This is a genomic window from Flavisericum labens (assembly GCF_045446075.1).
GTDB lineage: Bacteria > Bacteroidota > Bacteroidia > Flavobacteriales > Flavobacteriaceae > Flavisericum > Flavisericum labens.
The window spans coordinates 67,519-85,219 of sequence record NZ_JBJJBQ010000013.1 but is presented as its reverse complement, the minus strand read 5'-3'; the positions used below and the strand labels follow the sequence as shown (position 1 = coordinate 85,219).

The window sequence follows — 17,701 nt, the reverse complement described above, 5'->3', positions numbered from 1 at the left end:
CACCATCTGCATCGGCCTGGTCTGCATTGGCACTATCTGGACAGTTGTCTAAGTCTCCGCAAACCCCATCACCGTCTGCATCGTTATTTTCATCATTTGGACACGTATCACAGGCATCTCCAATACCATCACCATCTGCATCAGCCTGGTCTGTGTTGGCTGTACCCACACAGTTGTCAACGTCGTCACATATGCCGTCGTCGTCGGCGTCATTTTCTGGGTCATTAGGGCAGTCATCGCAATCGTCTGGAATGCCATCACCGTCTAGATCTGGTTCTTCACTATCAGTTATACCATCTCCATCACAATCAGGGCATGTTGGGATATCTATGGTACTTGTTGCTTGACATGTTTCATTGTCAGCATCCCTTATGCTAATTTCTAAATTAGCTGCTGTGGTAGGTCCATTTAAGGATAATGCTTCTTCAGAACCTGCCACAGTCCCTATATCTCCATATCCTTCAACGGTCACAATATAATTACCAGAGCCGTTGGTGGATGTAAAATTAACAATTACCTCAACATTTTCACCCAAACATACTGCATTAGTTGAAGTGATAGAAATAGAACAAGGTGGTTCGCAGCTATCATTTACTGAACCAGGTGTTCCCAAATCACCTGAGCCATAGGGTGAAGTTGCTGCACACCAATTGGAACCATCGTCATTTGCCGTGTCATCATAATAGAAAAGTTCCAAGCTTAACGAAGCACCTGTAGGATTTGGAAAGTTGTTGCTATCATTATAAGAAACAATATCCATATCAAGGCTAACGCAGGTTACGCGCAAATATCCTGAATCATCCCCAAGCAAAAATACATCTGGATAGTCGTAATCTACATCAACACCACCATTCAAGGATGTATCACTATTAATACCTAAGACTACATAATCTCCAGCAGGCACAACTAAAGAGGTATTAATAACAAAGGATACTGAACCGTTACTAATAAACCATCCTTCAATATCAATATCTGATTCCGTTGTATTGTAAAGTTCGACCCATTCTCCGACTGTATCATCCACTGCAACCGGATCGTTCATAATCTCAGTGATTATTATGGAACCTATAGAAGGGCAAGAGGCGCTCGGGTCTTCAACTATTATATCTTCCCCAAACTCTGAGGTATTGCCATTGGCATCAGTGGACGTAGAAACTATTTCATCGTTTACTGCAACTGTAATTCCATTTGGTATTGCTTGACTAATAGCTTTTGGAATACCAGCATTATAATCGGCTTCAGTGAAGGAATCCGCAAACAAAAATGTTTTTCCTTCACGGCTTCCATCACTTATGAAGAACTCTACCCTTATAGGATAAGTAGCATTTGCTGGGTCAGAATCAACAAAATATTCAATATTTAAACCGGTGCCGTCTGTGGTGGTTGATGAAAGAACGGGAAAATTTTGAATATTATTTGGGCCCGTGTCAGAATCCGAAGCATCATTGGGAGTAACGCCTGGAATATCTAAATCAATTCCCAAATCGTCATTTTGAAAAATACTATTCGCTAAGACTGAATTGTTTAAGGGCACCGTGGAATTTGGAGGACCTAATTGAATCAATAATCCTCGCTGATTATACCCAATAAAATTTGCTTCGTTTCCAGTGCCTCCTATTTGATTGTTGTCACTTCCATTATAGATCAATATGCCATTAGTGGTATTAGGTAATGATGTGATGCCATCATGTTGTAAGCCTATTTTGTTGGCCACAACGGTATTCCCGTCTGCATCATTACCAATTCGAATCCCATCAGTATTACCAGATATTATATTGGGACCATTAATACTTCCAATAATATTATTATTTGCACCCGTTGTTAACCATACTCCAAATCTATTTGCAATTGCACTCGTACCTCCATTATTAGTTCCTATAAAATTCCCAATTATTTGATTATTTGAGGTACTTGCTCCTGTTAGAACAATACCATCATTAGTGTTGCCAGATAAGATATTTTCAGCACCTGGGTCCGTACCACCTATCATATTATTTGGACTATCCTCAATTCGGATTCCTGTACCGTTGCCTATAGAGCTGTTGGCATCCAGATTTGTTCCAATATAATTTCCCTTTATTTCATTAAGATTAGCGCCATCACTTAATACAATCCCGTAAGCTGTATTACCAGAAATCCAATTTCTGAACAAGTTGTTGGTGTCTCCAATAATATTATTGGAAGATCCAGTTCCATCTATCCATATTCCCCGGCTACCATTTGCTTGAATATTACCATTTACATCTAATCCAATATAATTTCCTCTTATAGAATTGTTACTACAGTTGAACATATATATCCCGTAATTATCATTTCCTGAGATAATGTTATTATTTATAAGGTTGGAACCGCCAATTTGATTGGAATTTGAATGTACCATATTGATAGCCCGATTGTTTGGAAGAGAGGTTATACCATCAGAACCTACACCGAGATAGTTTGCTTGGATTACATTATTGTTAGAGCTATTGGGGTTTATAAGAGGAGGGTTCCCAATTTCGATACCCGAATTATTATTGCCCGAAATAACATTTCCTTCATTATTTAGACTTGATCCTCCAATTTGCGTAGCATTAGGACCTCCTTGGATATCTATACCAGATCTATTAGGTAATGGACTAAGTCCATCCGCTGTGGTACCAATATAATTTCCTTGAATTATATTATTGTCTGAACCTACACCATCTATTTGAATGCCATTTCCATTTCTAGTTAGGTCAAAATCACTATCATAGTTTCCAGAGATAAGATTGCCTTCAATAATATTGGCGTTAGCTCCTGCCCTAATAAGAATACCAGCAAATGCATTTTGTATTCCAACGTTACCGGTAAAATCAGTCCCTATATAGTTATATTTAATTACGTTGTTTGTTGATCCCGAACCCGTAATAAGTATACCCTCACCTTGGTCATTATTATCAAGTGCTCCTGATATTATATTTCTTTCAGTAAGATCTGCCCCTCCAATAATATTGTTCGGAGATTCGCTGATAACAACATTATCATTATTAGGCACGGCAATAGTACCAGAATAGTCGGTACCAATTTTATTAGCTAGTACTGTTGTATTTTGAGAGCCGTTTTCAATAAATAAACCAATAAGAGTATTACCAGAAATAAGATTATAACCAACAGAACTTCCATTGCTATTGTTCAGACTAATCCCTCTACCATTTGGGAAAGGCGTCTGACCATCAACATTAACACCCAAAAAATTGTCCTCAATAATATGATTGTCTGTACTTTCAGCATCAATGGCATCCAAAGCGAAGTTGCCCATTACCAACCCAATTACTGAGCTCCCAGAACTGTTGGTTATAAAGGCAAAACCAAAATTGACCTCGTTTCCATCGATTATTACTTGAGGATTTCCGCTACTAAACCCTGGCTGAGTATTTCCGTTAATATCAACTGGAAAGAAAATTGGAGATAGCTCTGTTGATAGTGTAATTGTATGAGGGCCTCCATTAGGTATATTAAATTCAATAACATCTTTTGCGGCAGTAGCATTAGCATCTAGAATTGCCTGTCGCAAACTCCCTGGCCCAGAATCATTAGTATTGGTAACAGTAAAAGTGGCCTGAGCATATATATTACAGGAGAATAATAAACTTAAGAAGAGAATGAAGTACTTATATTTCATAATTAAATTGTTTGTTGATTAATAGCTTTTTAAAGTTTTTTTAATTCCAGAGAGGTATCATTGTTAAAGTCCCATTTTCATAAACTGGTAATCTTTTTTATGGAATTCCATCTTCTTTTTTTCAAGACTTATAGCGGTCATTTTAATACTTTCATTTTTCTTTTTACTGGAAACATCCATTTCCATAAGTAGAGCATCCTCTTTTAGAACATCAAATAACTGCGGGTCGCTAAAACCTTTTGGTGCGGCCTCACTAGAGAACACAAAAAAGGCACTGAAATTTACAGGCGCGTCCAACGTAAAATATAAGATGGCTTTAGTATCGGGATTTTCTATTTCTATACCATAACATTCATAACCTAGTATGGTTTTTGTACCTATTTCCTTAATGGTGTAATTTCGATCTGAATCTTTTATTTTCTTTTTTGTTGGATCTTTAAGTTTAGTTACCATTCCTATTTTTTGATTACTTGAACTACTGAACATAACCATAGATTGGGATTTAAAATCGAATACCATTATGGCTTTTCCTCCAGATTTTTTAATGTCTTCATTTTCTACATCCATAGCATAATATTCCTTATCGTTATTTAGAAAGAAATTCATTACATAGTCGGCATTGTCTTTTTTCTTCTTACTGGTTAATGCCATATTGGTTTTGAACTCCCAATCGAATGCATAGGTGTCTGGTAGTTTTTCTACTTTTTTTTTATTTAAGCCCATCATAGGATTTGTAGATGGCGCACTTTGTGAGGTATTTTGTCTAGCTGTTACAAGCGTATCATTCGATTTTGCCGATTCTTCATCTTTTTTACCATCTGTGGCATCATCGATAGTTTTTTCTGTTTTTCCAGAAACTATGTCATCCGTTTTTTTAAGAATGGTGCGTTCGGCTGCTCGTTCGGCAGTCTTTTTTAATTTTTTTAAAAATTGTGCTTCGGCATTATAGCTAACACTTATAAAAAAAAGAGATAATAGTATGTATTTTGCTTTCATGACCTATAATTTTATTGTTTGTCTTTTTTATTGTGTTTCCATGGTTCCAGTCCTTTTTCTATAGGTAATATTTTGCCTAAAGGTCCTGGCACAATTGATTGTTCAACCGCCTCAGGAAGTTTTACTTTGCAGGATTTGTATGTGAATATGAATTTTCCCGTTGGCTGATCTTTTAATTGGGCACTGCTGGATACTATATATAATTCAACTAATCTATCTTGGTTATCAAACTGTATATAGCTTCCTTTGTAATCTTGATAGTTGTAATTATATCTTGAACAGGTTTTAGACTCAAGACATGTTATGTTTTCTAAGGTATAGTTGGGGTTATTTTTAAAATGTTCGGGTTTGTAAACAAATGCCATTTCCAGTACTAAAAAATTAAGTCCAGATCCTATGTCCTCTAATGCGGTTAAGGCATTAAAATAAGGCTCGTGTGGAAGTTTATAGGCTTGAGTGGTCATGCCGGCCGTCATAAAACCCATGGAGCTGGTGGGCAGTAGTTTCATAGTTTTGTATTGCCCTTCATCTTCACTGTAAGCATAAAACTTACCTTTATCGTCATGAAAAATAGGATAAGATTGACCTATTTGTTCTGTTCGCATGGCAATAACGTCAGCATCAAAGTAAGCCGTTTGAACAAGCTTACCGTCATTAAATAATGCCATAACTACATCTTGGTTATAAAAATCTTTTGCAGAGTTTAATTCCAACTCTTCAATTTCGTAGGTGTCAGTTTTTAAATTCGGATCATAAGCTGTACTATCGTAACTAACATTATCACTTGTTTTAATACCTTTTTCCTTAGCTCGCTCTTTAAGCTTTTCTAACAATTGCCCTTGCATAGGTTTTCCGATGAAAAGTAACAATGCCGTTAGAATATATATTTTAGTTTTCATAATTTAATCGGTGTAAGTTTACAAGGTTTATAAAGCTATAATTAAACCTAACAATAGCATCAAACATATGTTTCAAAGTATGCCATATATGTAACATGTAAATAATAGTTGTGTTGTTTTTGTGCGAAAAACAGTGGTTTATAATATTGTGGGTTAATAAAATGATAGGACAGTGTAAGGTGTAGTTGCAAAAAAGACTAATGAAAAGTTATTCTTGTTTAAAATTATTTTAGCTATTTTAGTGTCCATGAGCGTTATCATCCAATCTACTTTAAAAACACTGCAAAAAGCGCAAGTTGTGTTGAACAGTTTATCGAATGAGGAACTATGTAATTCTTCTGTACCTCCTTACCATTCAAGCATTGGAACACATATTAGGCACATCCTTGATTTTTATGATTGTATCTTTAACCTAAGCTTTGAGAATAAAATAGACTTAACGGCGAGAAGTAGGAATAGAAATGTAGAATCAAATTGCGATTGTGCAAAAGACTACTTGGATGTAATAATGGAAAAGTTGAATTCGGCCAGTTTCAATATTAATGATACCGTTTTAGTAGTTGATGATTTAGGGTTGGGAAAAACAGAAATACTTTATACTTATGGTTCTTTGTTGGCTCAAGCCAATAGCCATACCATCCATCATTACGCCATTATCAATTATATTTTTGATAGTTTGAGTATTGAAATTGCAGATTCAGATTTTGGCTATAACCCAACGACACCAAAGCAAGCCTCAATAGAATAGATGGTCTATTTGTTTTTAAACATGCTGCTCATTATGAGCCTTATGCCTTTAAAAATTAAAAAAACAGCCATGGCACAAATTAAGCAGCCCACAATTAAAAGCGGAATGTATAACGAGTTTTCAGGTTGACTAAATGCAAAAGTCAATAAAATTGGCCCGATAAAGAGACTCAATACTGCAAATATTAATGTTTTTATTCCTTTAAAAAGAATGACTTTATCTGTTTTATTTTCCATGGTTGAAATTTTTAATGGCTAACCGCACATTTTTATATGTTTTAAGCAGTGTTTCTGCTGCTTCTTTTGAAATATCAAGTTCATTCATAATCATTCTGGTGCCTCGGTCCACCAGCTTGTTGTTGCTCAATTGCATATCTACCATTTTGTTGCCTTTTATATGGCCCAATTGAATCATGGTTGACGTGGTTATCATGTTTAAAACCAGTTTTTGAGCCGTTCCAGCTTTCATTCTCGAGCTACCGGTAACAAATTCTGGACCTACAATAACCTCAATGGGGAATTGTGCAGTTTGCGATAATGGACTATTTTGGTTGCAGGTTATACAACCCGTAATAATATTGTTTTCATTACAGGATTTTAAGGCTGAAATAACGTATGGCGTAGTTCCTGAAGCGGCAATACCAATAACCACATCATTGCTAGAAATATTGTGCTTTTGTAAATCTTCCCAACCTAATGTAAGAGAGTCTTCTGCAAACTCAACGGCTTTTCTAATGGCTGAATCGCCGCCGGCAATGAGTCCAACCACCAATTCATGGGGAACTCCAAAAGTTGGTGGGCACTCTGAGGCGTCTAAAATTCCCAAACGGCCACTGGTACCTGCACCTATATAAAACAAGCAACCACCCATTTTTAACTTCGAAACAATTTGCTCTACTAATTGCTCTATTTGCGGAAGCGCTTTTTCAACGGCATAGGGCACGGTTTTATCTTCATTATTGATATTAACCAATAACTCTGATACCGACATGTTTTCTAAATGATTGTAATTAGAATCCTGCTCTGTAGTTTTTGTAAAACTCATGGGCCAAAAATAGCAATTAATCGGCAGTTTTAGTTATAAAGGATATCTTGAACCTCGATTTTTTTATCATTTATGAAATCGTACAAGGTAAGTTGTCTTAAAACGTAATAGTCTCGCCAAAAACTTGCTAAAGAATTGAGATATCTTAGTACGGCATCATCACGTTCTTTTAAAGCAATATTTAAATCGGTAATCGTTATTTTTCCAAGGATATATCGTTTTTGAGAAATATCGTATCGTTTGGTAGCTACTTCTTTAGCTTTTTGGGACGTGAATAAAAAATCCCTTTGATTGCTCCAATTTAGTACATGAAGAAAAATTTCCTGCTCAAACTCTTGTTTATCCTGATTTATGTTGTTGTTTGTTAAATCTAAATTAGCCTCGGCCATTTTACGCCTGGATTTTGATACGCCCCAATCAAAAATAGGAATACCTAAAGTTACCCGAACACTTTGTTGCTTGTTGAAATTGTTAAATAAATTATTAAAATCATCACCGTTTTGTGAAATACCAAAATTGGCAGAAACCCCTAGATTAAGCCTGTTGTTTCCCTTTTGAAAAGCAACTTCTTTTTCAGCTTCTAGCCGTTTTCTTCTGAATTCGATAACTGCTTTCCTATTGGACTGGGCTTCACCTAGAGCTTTATCGATATCAACTTCAAAAAGTGGTAAATCTTCTGGAACAGCTAGTTCTATATTTTCGGTATCCAATTCTAAGTAGCGCGCCAAATTTTGCGATGTCCGTTTTACTTCAATGGTATTGGATGTTAATCTGTTTTTGGAATTTAAAAGAGTTAGTTCCATCTGCAACAGTTCGTTTTCGGCAATTTTTCCCATTTTGAATCTGCCTTCAGCAATTTGATAAAGCGTGTCTTGGTTTTTCAGGTTGGTTTTTGCAATTTCCAATTGCATTTGAGCCTTTAATAAATCGAAATAGCGATTTGATGTACTTACCGATATTTGTTCCATATTTTCAATGAAATCGCGTTTGGATTCTTCAAAAACCAAAGGTTCAATTTTTTTGTCCCACTTAAACTCATTATAAAGAAGCGAGTTTTGAAAATAATTAACCGTAAACGGAATTACAGAATACCCTATGTTATCATCAAGGCCAAAAAGTTCAATACGTTCCAAACGGGAATTAACGGAAAATGTACCACCAGTGTAGGGCACACTCTGCGATATGGATAATCCGCCTTGAATAAACAATTGATTTCTGGTTCTAAATACATCTTGGCCCTCATCATTGGTTATTCGCTCAACTTCATTTTTATACTCTGGTAAAATGGCATTGAACCGTAATTCGGGCAAAAAACTTGCTTTATAATTCCTAAAGCGCCAATAACTTGCTTGATTTCTGTTAAGGTTGATTTTGTAATCGGGCGATTTTTGTTTGGCAATTGAAATAGCCTCTCCAAGTGTTATTTTTTTAGATTGAGAAAGGCCAATTAGAGGTAAAAGTAAAAGGGCAATTATAATTGTTTTTTTCATGACGAATTATTCGGATCTTAAAGCTTCTATTGGTCTTTTTTTAGCTGCAGCTTTTGCAGGAAAAATTCCAAATGTTAAGCCAACTAAAACGGCAATAAAAAATGAAACCAATATAGATGTTAATGATAATACCGTTTCAATACCAGAAACTAATTCAATGGTGTAAGCACTAACTATCCCAAGAAAAATACCAACTATTCCACCGCCAACACTTATTAAAACTGATTCTGAGAGAAACTGTAAAATAACATCTTCTTCGGTGGCACCAATAGCGCGAATAATGCCAATTTCCTTTGTTCTTTCCAGAACGGATGCTAGCATGATATTCATTATTCCTATACCACCAATGAGTAGAGATATACCAGCAATAATACTCAGTACAATATTGAAAATCTGTTTCGTTTTTTGCTGTTGTTTGAGAAGTTGAATAGGAATGGTAATTTCAAAATCCAACACATCATTGTGCCGGCGTTTGAGCATTTTACTCAATACTTCGGCTGTTGCTTTCAGTTGGTTTGAATTGGCAACCTGTACCGTTAATTTATCAATTTGATGGTAGTTACCTCGAGGTATTTTATTCTGGGGACCGTTTTGGTTTCTGTTTCTGACCTGCTGATTGTCACTTATTATTTTTCGGTCTTTATATCTTACCAAAAATGTATTTATGGGAATATAAACATCCTCGTTTAAATCTCTGATACCTAGGTTTTCTTGCGCTTTATCAGATATGAGTTTTTCTTCTATAACGCCTATAACTTGTAGCCAAACATCTTTAACCTTTATTTGTTTTCCTAATGCGCTTTCTCCAGTAAATAATTTTTTTTCAACTTTTTTACCCACAATGCAAACTGGCATGGCATTTTTTATTTGATAATTAGAAAAAGACTTTCCTTTATCTAAGGAAATATTAGAAGCTTCAAAAAAATTGGGAGAAATACCAACTAGTTTTACTGGGTTTTGTCTGCCGCCATTAATCATGTATGTGTTTAAGATAATTTCCGGACTTATGAGTTTTACGCTCGGGATATGTTTTTTTGCACTTTGGGCGTCCAGAACATCCAAGCCTTTTGAAAACCGTTTGGATTCTGATTGGTCATTGCTCTCCTCTTCATCTTCATTAGAACCTTCCTTGGCTTCATCCGGGATAGGGGTTACCACAATATTATTGACACCTACGAGCTCAAGTTGGGCTAAAATTTCTTTTTCGGCACCATTACCTATGGCTAGCATCGCTATTACGGAAGCTACACCAAAAATAATACCCAATGCCGTTAAAAATGTTCGGACTTTATTGGTTTTGATAAACCAAAATGCTTCATTGAAATTGGATTTGAGCTTTTCTAAAAGTATTTTGTCTACCATGTTACTCTAACAGTGTTATACTTTTGTCTTCCAAACCATCAGGTTTGTTTAAATAAACAATCTCGCCTTCATTGAGGCCTTTGTTTATTATAACAACTTCATTGTTTGCAAGACCTAGTTCGACCTGTTTTTTTTCTATGGACAAGCCTGATTTCACATAAGAATAGCTAATGGAATCTTTTGAAAAAACGGCTTCAAGCGGTATCATTAAAACATCATCCTGCTGTCTGGTAAGGATTTTATTTGAAGTAGTCATACCTGGTCTGATGTTTTTGTTGGTTCCATTAATTTTTATGTTCACCTGAAACAATTTGATATCAGAACCTGCTTTGGTTTCACCAACGTTGGCCACTTCGGTTACCAAACCATCTAGCTCAATGTCAGGAAAAGCATCAAACCCTACTTTGGCTTTTAGCCCTTTTTTAATTTTACGAATATCTACTTCGTTACAAAAAGTCTTAGATTCCATTTTAGTTAAATCAGGAAGGCTGGCAATGGCGGGTTCCCATGGAGATATGGTTGCACCCACTTTCTTTTTTGTGCCATTCCATTCTTTAATATAGGTTACCATACCGTCGTCTTCAGAATAAATACTGAACTCTTTTTGAAGATCTAACAATTCGTCAATTTGCTTTTTGTATTTCGAAACTTCAGTGCCTACTTCAATCATTTTAGCATTGGCCTGTCTTTTCTTAATGGAATAATCAGCTCTTTTTTCCTTTAGCTCTCTTTCGGTTTTTTCAATATTAATTTCTAAAGACCTTACAGTTGCCGGGGGTTCATAAATAGAGCGTTCTAGCTCTAATTTGTCTTCTTCTATTTTAAAAAGTAAATCTTTTATGGCATTGCGTTCTTGTTTTAGCGTTAGCGTAGTATCCAATTCTTGTTGTGTATATCTGGATTGTGCCTTTTCAAGGTTTAACTGAGCATCAAGAATTTTTCCGTTCAGTTCAGATACATCTAACTTGCCAATATAATCTCCTTTTTTTACTACGGTACCTTCTGGTACCAAATCTTGGATTTTTATGTTATATAGACCATATCGCCTAGTGTTACTTGGGCCATTGATTTTTTTTGAACTTGTAGATTGTGCTTCGCCAGAAATGTAAACTTCGTTTAAAAAAGTGCCTTTTTCTACTTTACTGGTTAATGAAACATCTTCGTCGGATGAAGAAGAAAAAAACGAATAGGCCAAGATGGGAAGTACGATAAGACCTATTATAAAGGCAATTTTTTTTTTCATGTTGAGCTCTGTTGGTAAGACATTAAAATTACGAAAAAAAAGAAACTGTAAGATTTTATTACGTTAAATAAAACTTAATATTTAAAACGGTAGGATGCCTATTGAATTTCGTAAGTGAAAACATCAGTTTCGGATGCTCTGAAATAACCTAAAGGAAAATTTTCGGGGTTGGTTTGGTTAATACAATTGCCTCTTAACGTGGCTGGCTGGGTTTCAAAAGGGTCACCGGCTTCGTCATCGGTTTGTTGAAGCAGAATAAAGAAAAATTGATAAGCACGATTGGTAATGCCTGAGTTTCTGATAATAAGTTCATCACCGGCTTCAATGTTTTCATCAGAGAAAAATGCAAATATTTGGTTGCCATCTGTGAATACATCGTCATAAACCTCAAGATTAGCTTTGTTGCTGTTGAATAATAAAAACTCAAACAAGTAGAAGTTTTCTGTGTTTGCAGGATCGGTATAAAAGGCCTTTATTTCAATTTCATCTCCTGCAAAACCACCATCATTCTTTTGTTCAATATATTCAATAGGTGCTACAGATGTTAAAGTTGTGAAGGCTGTATAAATTTCATTGTCATATTCTATATAAAGATTGTAAACCATATTAAGTTCAGGCAAGAAGCTTTCGGTTTTATAGACGCCACTGCTGCCATCTTCGATAAAATTAAAAGTATTGTTATTTTCATCAGTTATGGTGACTGTGGCACCTGATGCAGCTGGGATATTATCGCTAAAATAAGGAGCTGTTAAGCTGAGGCGAATTTGCTGCGTATTCCCATTAGTGCCTTTTACCCAATGTAATGATGCATCTATAACTAACTTGGGTTCAATGGTCTCAACGTCTACATCAATAACATCTTCACATGAATAAGTAGATAAAAGAACAAGGCTCAATATGTATAATATTCTTTTCATGGGGTTAAAATTTGAAGTTGTAGGATACTGAAGGCACAATACCAAAAATGGAGAGTCTAGTAGCTTCATTTTTACCTGTATCTGGGTTACGGCTAAAATTAATTGAAGCGGCATTTCTCTTGTTGTAAATATTATAAATTCCGAAAACCCAATAGCTTTGCCAGCCTTTTGTTTTGTCTGGTTTTGGCGTATAATTTAAGGCAAAATCTAATCTATGATAAGTTGGAAGTCTATTTTCGTTCCTGCCGTCGTAATGTGGAATATTAAGTCCATTATATGTATACTGGGCCTTGGGAAAAGTAGCTGGCTGCCCTGTTTGGAATAAAAAATTGGCATTGGCTTTCCATTTTTTGTTCCATTCATAACTGGTGGTTAGTGAAATGTCGTGTGTTTTATCGTATGGTGTTCTGTACCAATTACCTTTGTTAATACCTAATTCGTTTGGGGTTCTTCCTGGTGTTCGTTGTTCTGATTTTGAAACTGTATAAGCCAGCCATCCTTTAAATTGACCACTGTTTTTCTTTAATAATAATTCTGCTCCATAAGCTCGGGCTTGACCATTAAGAATAACTTGCTCGATAGCATTATTGGCCACTAAATCTGCACCATCAATGTAGTCGATACGGTTTTTTATTTTTTTGTAGAAACTTTCAATTTCTAAAGAGTAAAGGTTATCCTTAAAATTTTTAAAATAGCCAATGGCATATTGATCTAGCAACTGAGGTTTGATGTACTTTCCGCTAGGTGTCCAGATATCCAATGGAGTAGGCGAGTCGGTATTAGACAATAAATGTAAATATTGGCTCATTCGGTTGTAGCTAAACTTTACAGAACTTTCCGAATTTAACTGATATGCCAACGATGCCCTAGGCTCCAGGTTGAAAAAATTTTCTATAACATCGCTTCTTTTGAAGGATTCCGTACCAATGGGTTCGGCTTTTTCATAAATCTGAAGATCTTCATTAAAAATAACGGCTTCATCATTTTCGTAAGTGTTGAGTTCATCCTGTCCTAAACGATGAAAACTACTAAAGCGCAATCCATAAGAGAGTGATAATTTATCTGAAACCTTGTGCTCGGCATCAAAATAAATAGCATTCTCAAAAGCAAATTTATCGGTTAATTTAAATTTGTTTATACCAGAAGTAGGAACAGTAGGGTTAATTTCACCGGGGTTAAATTTATAGTAAATACTGTTAAGCCCATATTGAAGTTTTAATTTATTACTTACATAGTGTTTTAGGTCGTATTTTAAATTGAAATTCCTGATGCCCGATACCCAATCAAATTCAACAAAGTTAAGTTTTAAGTTATAATAGTAATCTGAATAAATCAGCGATAGGTTTGAAAATAGTTTATCAGAAAAAAGGTGGTTCCATCTAAAATTTAATACTGAATTCCCATAAGTGTTTTCGAAAGTGTCTTCAATACTGAACACGTCTCTACCAAAATATCCAGAAAGGTAAATGTTGTTACGGTCGTTTAGCTTATAACTAAGTTTCGTGTTTAGGTCGTAGAAATAGGCGATGTTATCAAGGTCAAAAAGCGGTAAAAACAAGTGGGCATAGCTCGAGCGACCACCTAGAAGAAAGGAGCCTCTGTCTTTTTCTAATGGGCCTTCTACCAACAATCTGCTGGATACAATACCGATACCACCATTTGCATGGAACTCTTTACTGTTTCCTTCTTTTTGATAGATGTCTAATACTGAAGACACGCGTCCGCCATATCGGGCAGGAATACCACCTTTAAATAAGCGTAAGTCTTTTATGGCATCTGGGTTAAAAACCGAAAAGAAACCAAATAAGTGCGATGAATTATATATGGTGGCCTCGTCCAAAAGAATTAAATTTTGGTCGACTGCACCACCGCGAACATTAAATCCAGAAGCACCTTCACCTGCAGTGGTAACACCAGGGAGTAATGATAAGGCTTTTATGATATCTGATTCACCCAAAACCACAGGGATTTCTTTTATGGTGTTCGAGCTTAGCTTATTAACACTCATTTGAGGGGCTTTGATGTCTAGCTTCTCTATATTTTGAGTAATGACCACTTCACCCAGATCTTCAAGGGCATCAGTTAAACTGAAATTTTTTGTGGTGTCAGCCGTTAAATTGATGGTTTCTGAAATGCTGTTGAAACCCAAATAACTTACCACAATATTGTAAGTGCCCTTTGGTAATGTTATGGAGTAGAACCCATACTCGTTGGTGGTGGTTCCTGATTGTATTTCAGGAAAAATAATATTGACGCCAATTAGAGTTTCGTTACTTTTTTGTTCGTTTACGGTACCGCTAATTGTAAATTTTTCTTGGCCGTTAAGTATACTACAAAAGCACCAAACTAATAAAAAACATAGGGAAGTTCTTTTCATTGGTTGAGCAGGATATTTTGCTGCGTCATGTTAAAATATCTTAATTAACACCTAAATGTAAGCGAATCGATATATTTAAACTTGCAATTTTTTATAAAAATAAAAAAAGCCCCTTAAAAAAGGAGCTTTTGCGATACTTTAACAAAAGTATTTATGCTATAATTGAATTGAAGGTTGCACTTGGACGCATCACTTGGCCAACTAATTCTTCGTTTGGTTCATAATAGCCGCCTAAGCTAACAGGTTTGCCTTGAATATCGTTAAGCTCTTTTACAATAGCAGATTCGTTATCTGCTAATTTTTTAGCTATTGGAGCAAACTCCGCTTTTAAGTCTTCATCTTCATTTTGATTTGCCAATTCTTGTGCCCAATATAGAGCTAGGTAAAAATGACTTCCTCTATTATCCAACTCACCGGCCTTTCTAGAAGGTCCTTTTCTGTTTTCCAACAATTTACTGGTAGCGTCGTCTAAAGTTTCACCTAAAATTTTGGCTTTTTCATTATTATTAACCTCACTAAAATGCTCTAATGAAACAGCTAAGGCTAAAAATTCACCTAAAGAGTCCCAACGTAAGTGGTTTTCTTCCAATAATTGCTGCACGTGCTTTGGGGCAGAACCACCAGCACCAGTTTCAAATAAACCACCGCCATTCATTAATGGTACGATAGAAAGCATTTTTGCACTAGTACCAACTTCTAGAATAGGGAAGAGGTCAGTAAGGTAATCCCTAAGAACATTTCCTGATACAGAGATAGTATCTTTTCCGTCTTTTAATCGCTTACAAGTAAAAATAGTAGCGTCAATAGGACTCAAAATTCTTAAATCTAAGCCAGAAGTATCGTGATCTTTTAAATATGTATTTACTTTTTTGATTAATTCAGCATCATGCGCGCGATCTTCATTCAACCAGAATACAGCAGGTGTTTCTGATGCTCTTGCACGAGTTACGGCCAATTTTACCCAGTCTTGAATAGGGGCATCCTTAGTTTGGCACATACGCCATATGTCTCCAGCTTCAACAACATGTTCTATCAATGTGTTACCAGCGTCATCAATGACTTTTACAGTTCCGTTAGAAGGAATTTCGAAAGTTTTATCGTGTGATCCATATTCTTCTGCCTTCTGAGCCATTAAACCTACGTTTGGCACAGTTCCCATGGTCGTTGGATCGAATGCACCATTTTCTTTACAAAAGTCTATGGTAGCTGTATAAATTCCTGCGTAGCTGCTATCTGGAATTACTGCTTTTGTGTCTTGTGCTTTTCCATCAGCATTCCACATTTGCCCTGAGTTACGAATCATTGCTGGCATAGAAGCATCAATAATAATATCACTTGGCACATGTAGGTTGGTAATGCCTTTATCTGAGTTTACCATAGCTAAATCAGGACCGTTTTCAATGGCCGTATCTATGGCTTTTAAGATTTCGCCTTTTTTATCTGAAGGAAGTTCCTTTACTTTTGAAAGTACATTTCCAAGACCGTTGTTTTCTTCAACACCAATTTTTTCAAAAACATCGGCATACTTATCAAAAACATCAGCAAAGAATACTTTTACAGCATGACCGAATATGATAGGGTCTGAAACCTTCATCATGGTGGCCTTCATGTGTAAAGAGAATAATGTTCCGGAAGCCTTAGCGTCTTTTATTTGCTCTTGTAAAAAGCTTATCAATGCATTTTTACTCATTACGGAACCATCAATAATTTCGCCTTTCAGGATTGGGAAAGATGGTTTTAAAACCGTTTCGTTTCCGTTGTCACCGAAGTGAGCAATCTTAATATTAGTCGTTTTATCTAAGGTAACTGATTTTTCGGTGTGTGCAAAATCGCCTTCTTCCATAGTTGCGACATGTGACTTTGAGTCTGAACTCCATGCCCCCATGCTATGAGGATTGTTCTTTGCAAAATTCTTTACGGCCTTTGGCGCACGGCGATCAGAATTACCTTCACGCAGTACAGGGTTTACGGCACTACCTTTAATTTTGTCGTAACGTGACTTTATTTCTTTTTCAATATCATTTTTTGGCTCGTCAGGATAGTTAGGGATTTTATATCCTAAGGCCTGTAATTCAGAAATGGCTGCACTTAATTGTGGAATCGAAGCACTGATATTTGGAAGTTTTACAATGTTAGCTTCTGGTTTTTTGGCCAAATCACCTAATAATTGTAAATCGTCTGAAACTTTCTGTTCTTCTGTCAAAAAATCTGGAAATGTTGCTAAAATTCTTGCGGCCAAAGAAATGTCTTTGGTTTCGATATCAATACCTGAAGAATTAACAAATGCTTTTACAATTGGCAACCATGATTTTGTAGCTAGAGCTGGTGCTTCGTCGGTTATAGTATAAATAATTTTAGACATTCCTGTGAATTAATTTTAGAATTATTAAAAGACCAAAAACATAAAGGAAAGTAAACCTTCCGTTTTTAGCGATGCGAATATACAAAAAAATGACAGTTATCATTGTTTAATCGATTAACTAAAATCCTGTAGATATACGAATTGCGATAATGGTAAAAAAGCGGGGGAAGAGTAAGGATTATTTAAAAATTAAACGCAAAGTTTAAAAAAACAAAAGCCATATCACGATAGAACTACATCTATTCTGACATGGCTTTTTCGAAATAACTAACTTAACGTGACCTTTTAGTATTTCTACTATCAAACTCAAAATTTTCATTCAAATCTTTCGGTTCAAGTGCTGTTATTTCAAAGAAACATTTTTGTAATTTTCAAAATGTATTGACTTATTACATCATGTTTCCGTTAACTGTTTTTCTTGATACTATTAACTCCCTCTTCGCTTTCGCGTTAAATTTATTAATAGCATTGCTTGTATTAAACAACTTTTGCTTTCGCTCGTTGTTGCTTTTTAAGCTTTCAATCACATTAGTTAACATCTGTTTGCACATATGTCTCTATTTATGATATCATGGCATTTCGCTTTACATGCATACACACGTTTACTCCAATACCTCAAA

Annotated in this window: 12 protein-coding genes; 1 reads left to right on the top strand and 11 read right to left on the bottom strand. The window is 35.7% G+C overall.

Features of this window, described 5'->3' with window-relative positions:
• From ACIEHO_RS15550 to ACIEHO_RS15540, 3 genes are all read right to left on the bottom strand, one after another.
• Nucleotides 1-3,643: lamin tail domain-containing protein (locus ACIEHO_RS15550; RefSeq protein ID WP_406973399.1), on the bottom strand; the 3,643-nt coding region annotated here is incomplete at its 3' end.
• Between the two features lie 63 nt (nt 3,644-3,706).
• Nucleotides 3,707-4,639, bottom strand: coding sequence for a DUF4412 domain-containing protein (locus ACIEHO_RS15545; RefSeq protein WP_406973397.1), 933 nt, complete (start codon nt 4,637-4,639; stop codon nt 3,707-3,709).
• An 11-nt stretch (nt 4,640-4,650) separates the two neighbouring features.
• On the bottom strand, nt 4,651-5,538 hold the full coding sequence (locus ACIEHO_RS15540; RefSeq protein WP_406973395.1) for a hypothetical protein: 888 nt from the start codon (nt 5,536-5,538) through the stop codon (nt 4,651-4,653).
• 214 nt (nt 5,539-5,752) lie between these two features.
• Here ACIEHO_RS15540 and ACIEHO_RS15535 point away from each other — a divergent pair, with 214 nt between their 5' ends.
• On the top strand, nt 5,753-6,286 hold the full coding sequence (locus ACIEHO_RS15535) for a hypothetical protein (RefSeq protein ID WP_406973393.1): 534 nt from the start codon (nt 5,753-5,755) through the stop codon (nt 6,284-6,286).
• Nucleotides 6,287-6,291: 5 nt separating this feature from the next.
• Here the strand turns inward: ACIEHO_RS15535 and ACIEHO_RS15530 are convergent, their stop codons facing one another.
• From ACIEHO_RS15530 to ACIEHO_RS15495, 8 genes are all read right to left on the bottom strand, one after another.
• Nucleotides 6,292-6,522 carry a DUF6095 family protein gene (locus ACIEHO_RS15530; protein WP_406973391.1) on the bottom strand — a complete coding sequence of 77 codons (231 nt, stop codon included), beginning with the start codon at nt 6,520-6,522 and terminating at the stop codon, nt 6,292-6,294.
• Nucleotides 6,512-7,330 carry an N-acetylmuramic acid 6-phosphate etherase gene (gene murQ / locus ACIEHO_RS15525; RefSeq protein WP_406973389.1) on the bottom strand — a complete coding sequence of 273 codons (819 nt, stop codon included), beginning with the start codon at nt 7,328-7,330 and terminating at the stop codon, nt 6,512-6,514. Before murQ ends, ACIEHO_RS15530 begins: the two co-directional genes overlap by 11 nt.
• Nucleotides 7,331-7,359: 29 nt before the next feature.
• Nucleotides 7,360-8,820, bottom strand: coding sequence for a TolC family protein (locus ACIEHO_RS15520; RefSeq protein ID WP_406973387.1), 1,461 nt, complete (start codon nt 8,818-8,820; stop codon nt 7,360-7,362).
• 6 nt (nt 8,821-8,826) lie between these two features.
• On the bottom strand, nt 8,827-10,182 hold the full coding sequence (locus ACIEHO_RS15515; protein ID WP_406973385.1) for an ABC transporter permease: 1,356 nt from the start codon (nt 10,180-10,182) through the stop codon (nt 8,827-8,829).
• 1 nt (nt 10,183) lies between these two features.
• Nucleotides 10,184-11,425, bottom strand: coding sequence for an efflux RND transporter periplasmic adaptor subunit (locus ACIEHO_RS15510; protein WP_406973383.1), 1,242 nt, complete (start codon nt 11,423-11,425; stop codon nt 10,184-10,186).
• A gap of 98 nt (nt 11,426-11,523) precedes the next feature.
• A complete protein-coding gene (locus ACIEHO_RS15505; protein ID WP_406973381.1) occupies nt 11,524-12,342 on the bottom strand; it encodes a DUF4249 domain-containing protein in 819 nt (272 codons plus the stop codon).
• Between the two features lie 4 nt (nt 12,343-12,346).
• Nucleotides 12,347-14,719 (bottom strand): TonB-dependent receptor, encoded by a 2,373-nt coding sequence (locus tag ACIEHO_RS15500; RefSeq protein WP_406973379.1) that lies wholly within the window; start codon nt 14,717-14,719, stop codon nt 12,347-12,349.
• 151 nt (nt 14,720-14,870) lie between these two features.
• Complete coding sequence (locus ACIEHO_RS15495; protein ID WP_406973377.1) at nt 14,871-17,081, bottom strand: NADP-dependent isocitrate dehydrogenase; 2,211 nt, start codon at nt 17,079-17,081, stop codon at nt 14,871-14,873.
• Nucleotides 17,082-17,701: the final 620 nt, after the last annotated feature.

Coding starts and splice junctions, on each gene's coding strand:
- ACIEHO_RS15510 (WP_406973383.1), bottom strand. CDS start 11,425: ATGAAAAAAAAAATTGCCTTTATAATAGGTCTTATCGTACTTCCCATC.
- ACIEHO_RS15520 (WP_406973387.1), bottom strand. CDS start 8,820: ATGAAAAAAACAATTATAATTGCCCTTTTACTTTTACCTCTAATTGGC.
- ACIEHO_RS15500 (WP_406973379.1), bottom strand. CDS start 14,719: ATGAAAAGAACTTCCCTATGTTTTTTATTAGTTTGGTGCTTTTGTAGT.
- ACIEHO_RS15515 (WP_406973385.1), bottom strand. CDS start 10,182: ATGGTAGACAAAATACTTTTAGAAAAGCTCAAATCCAATTTCAATGAA.
- ACIEHO_RS15540 (WP_406973395.1), bottom strand. CDS start 5,538: ATGAAAACTAAAATATATATTCTAACGGCATTGTTACTTTTCATCGGA.
- murQ (WP_406973389.1), bottom strand. CDS start 7,330: ATGAGTTTTACAAAAACTACAGAGCAGGATTCTAATTACAATCATTTA.
- ACIEHO_RS15495 (WP_406973377.1), bottom strand. CDS start 17,081: ATGTCTAAAATTATTTATACTATAACCGACGAAGCACCAGCTCTAGCT.
- ACIEHO_RS15530 (WP_406973391.1), bottom strand. CDS start 6,522: ATGGAAAATAAAACAGATAAAGTCATTCTTTTTAAAGGAATAAAAACA.
- ACIEHO_RS15505 (WP_406973381.1), bottom strand. CDS start 12,342: ATGAAAAGAATATTATACATATTGAGCCTTGTTCTTTTATCTACTTAT.
- ACIEHO_RS15545 (WP_406973397.1), bottom strand. CDS start 4,639: ATGAAAGCAAAATACATACTATTATCTCTTTTTTTTATAAGTGTTAGC.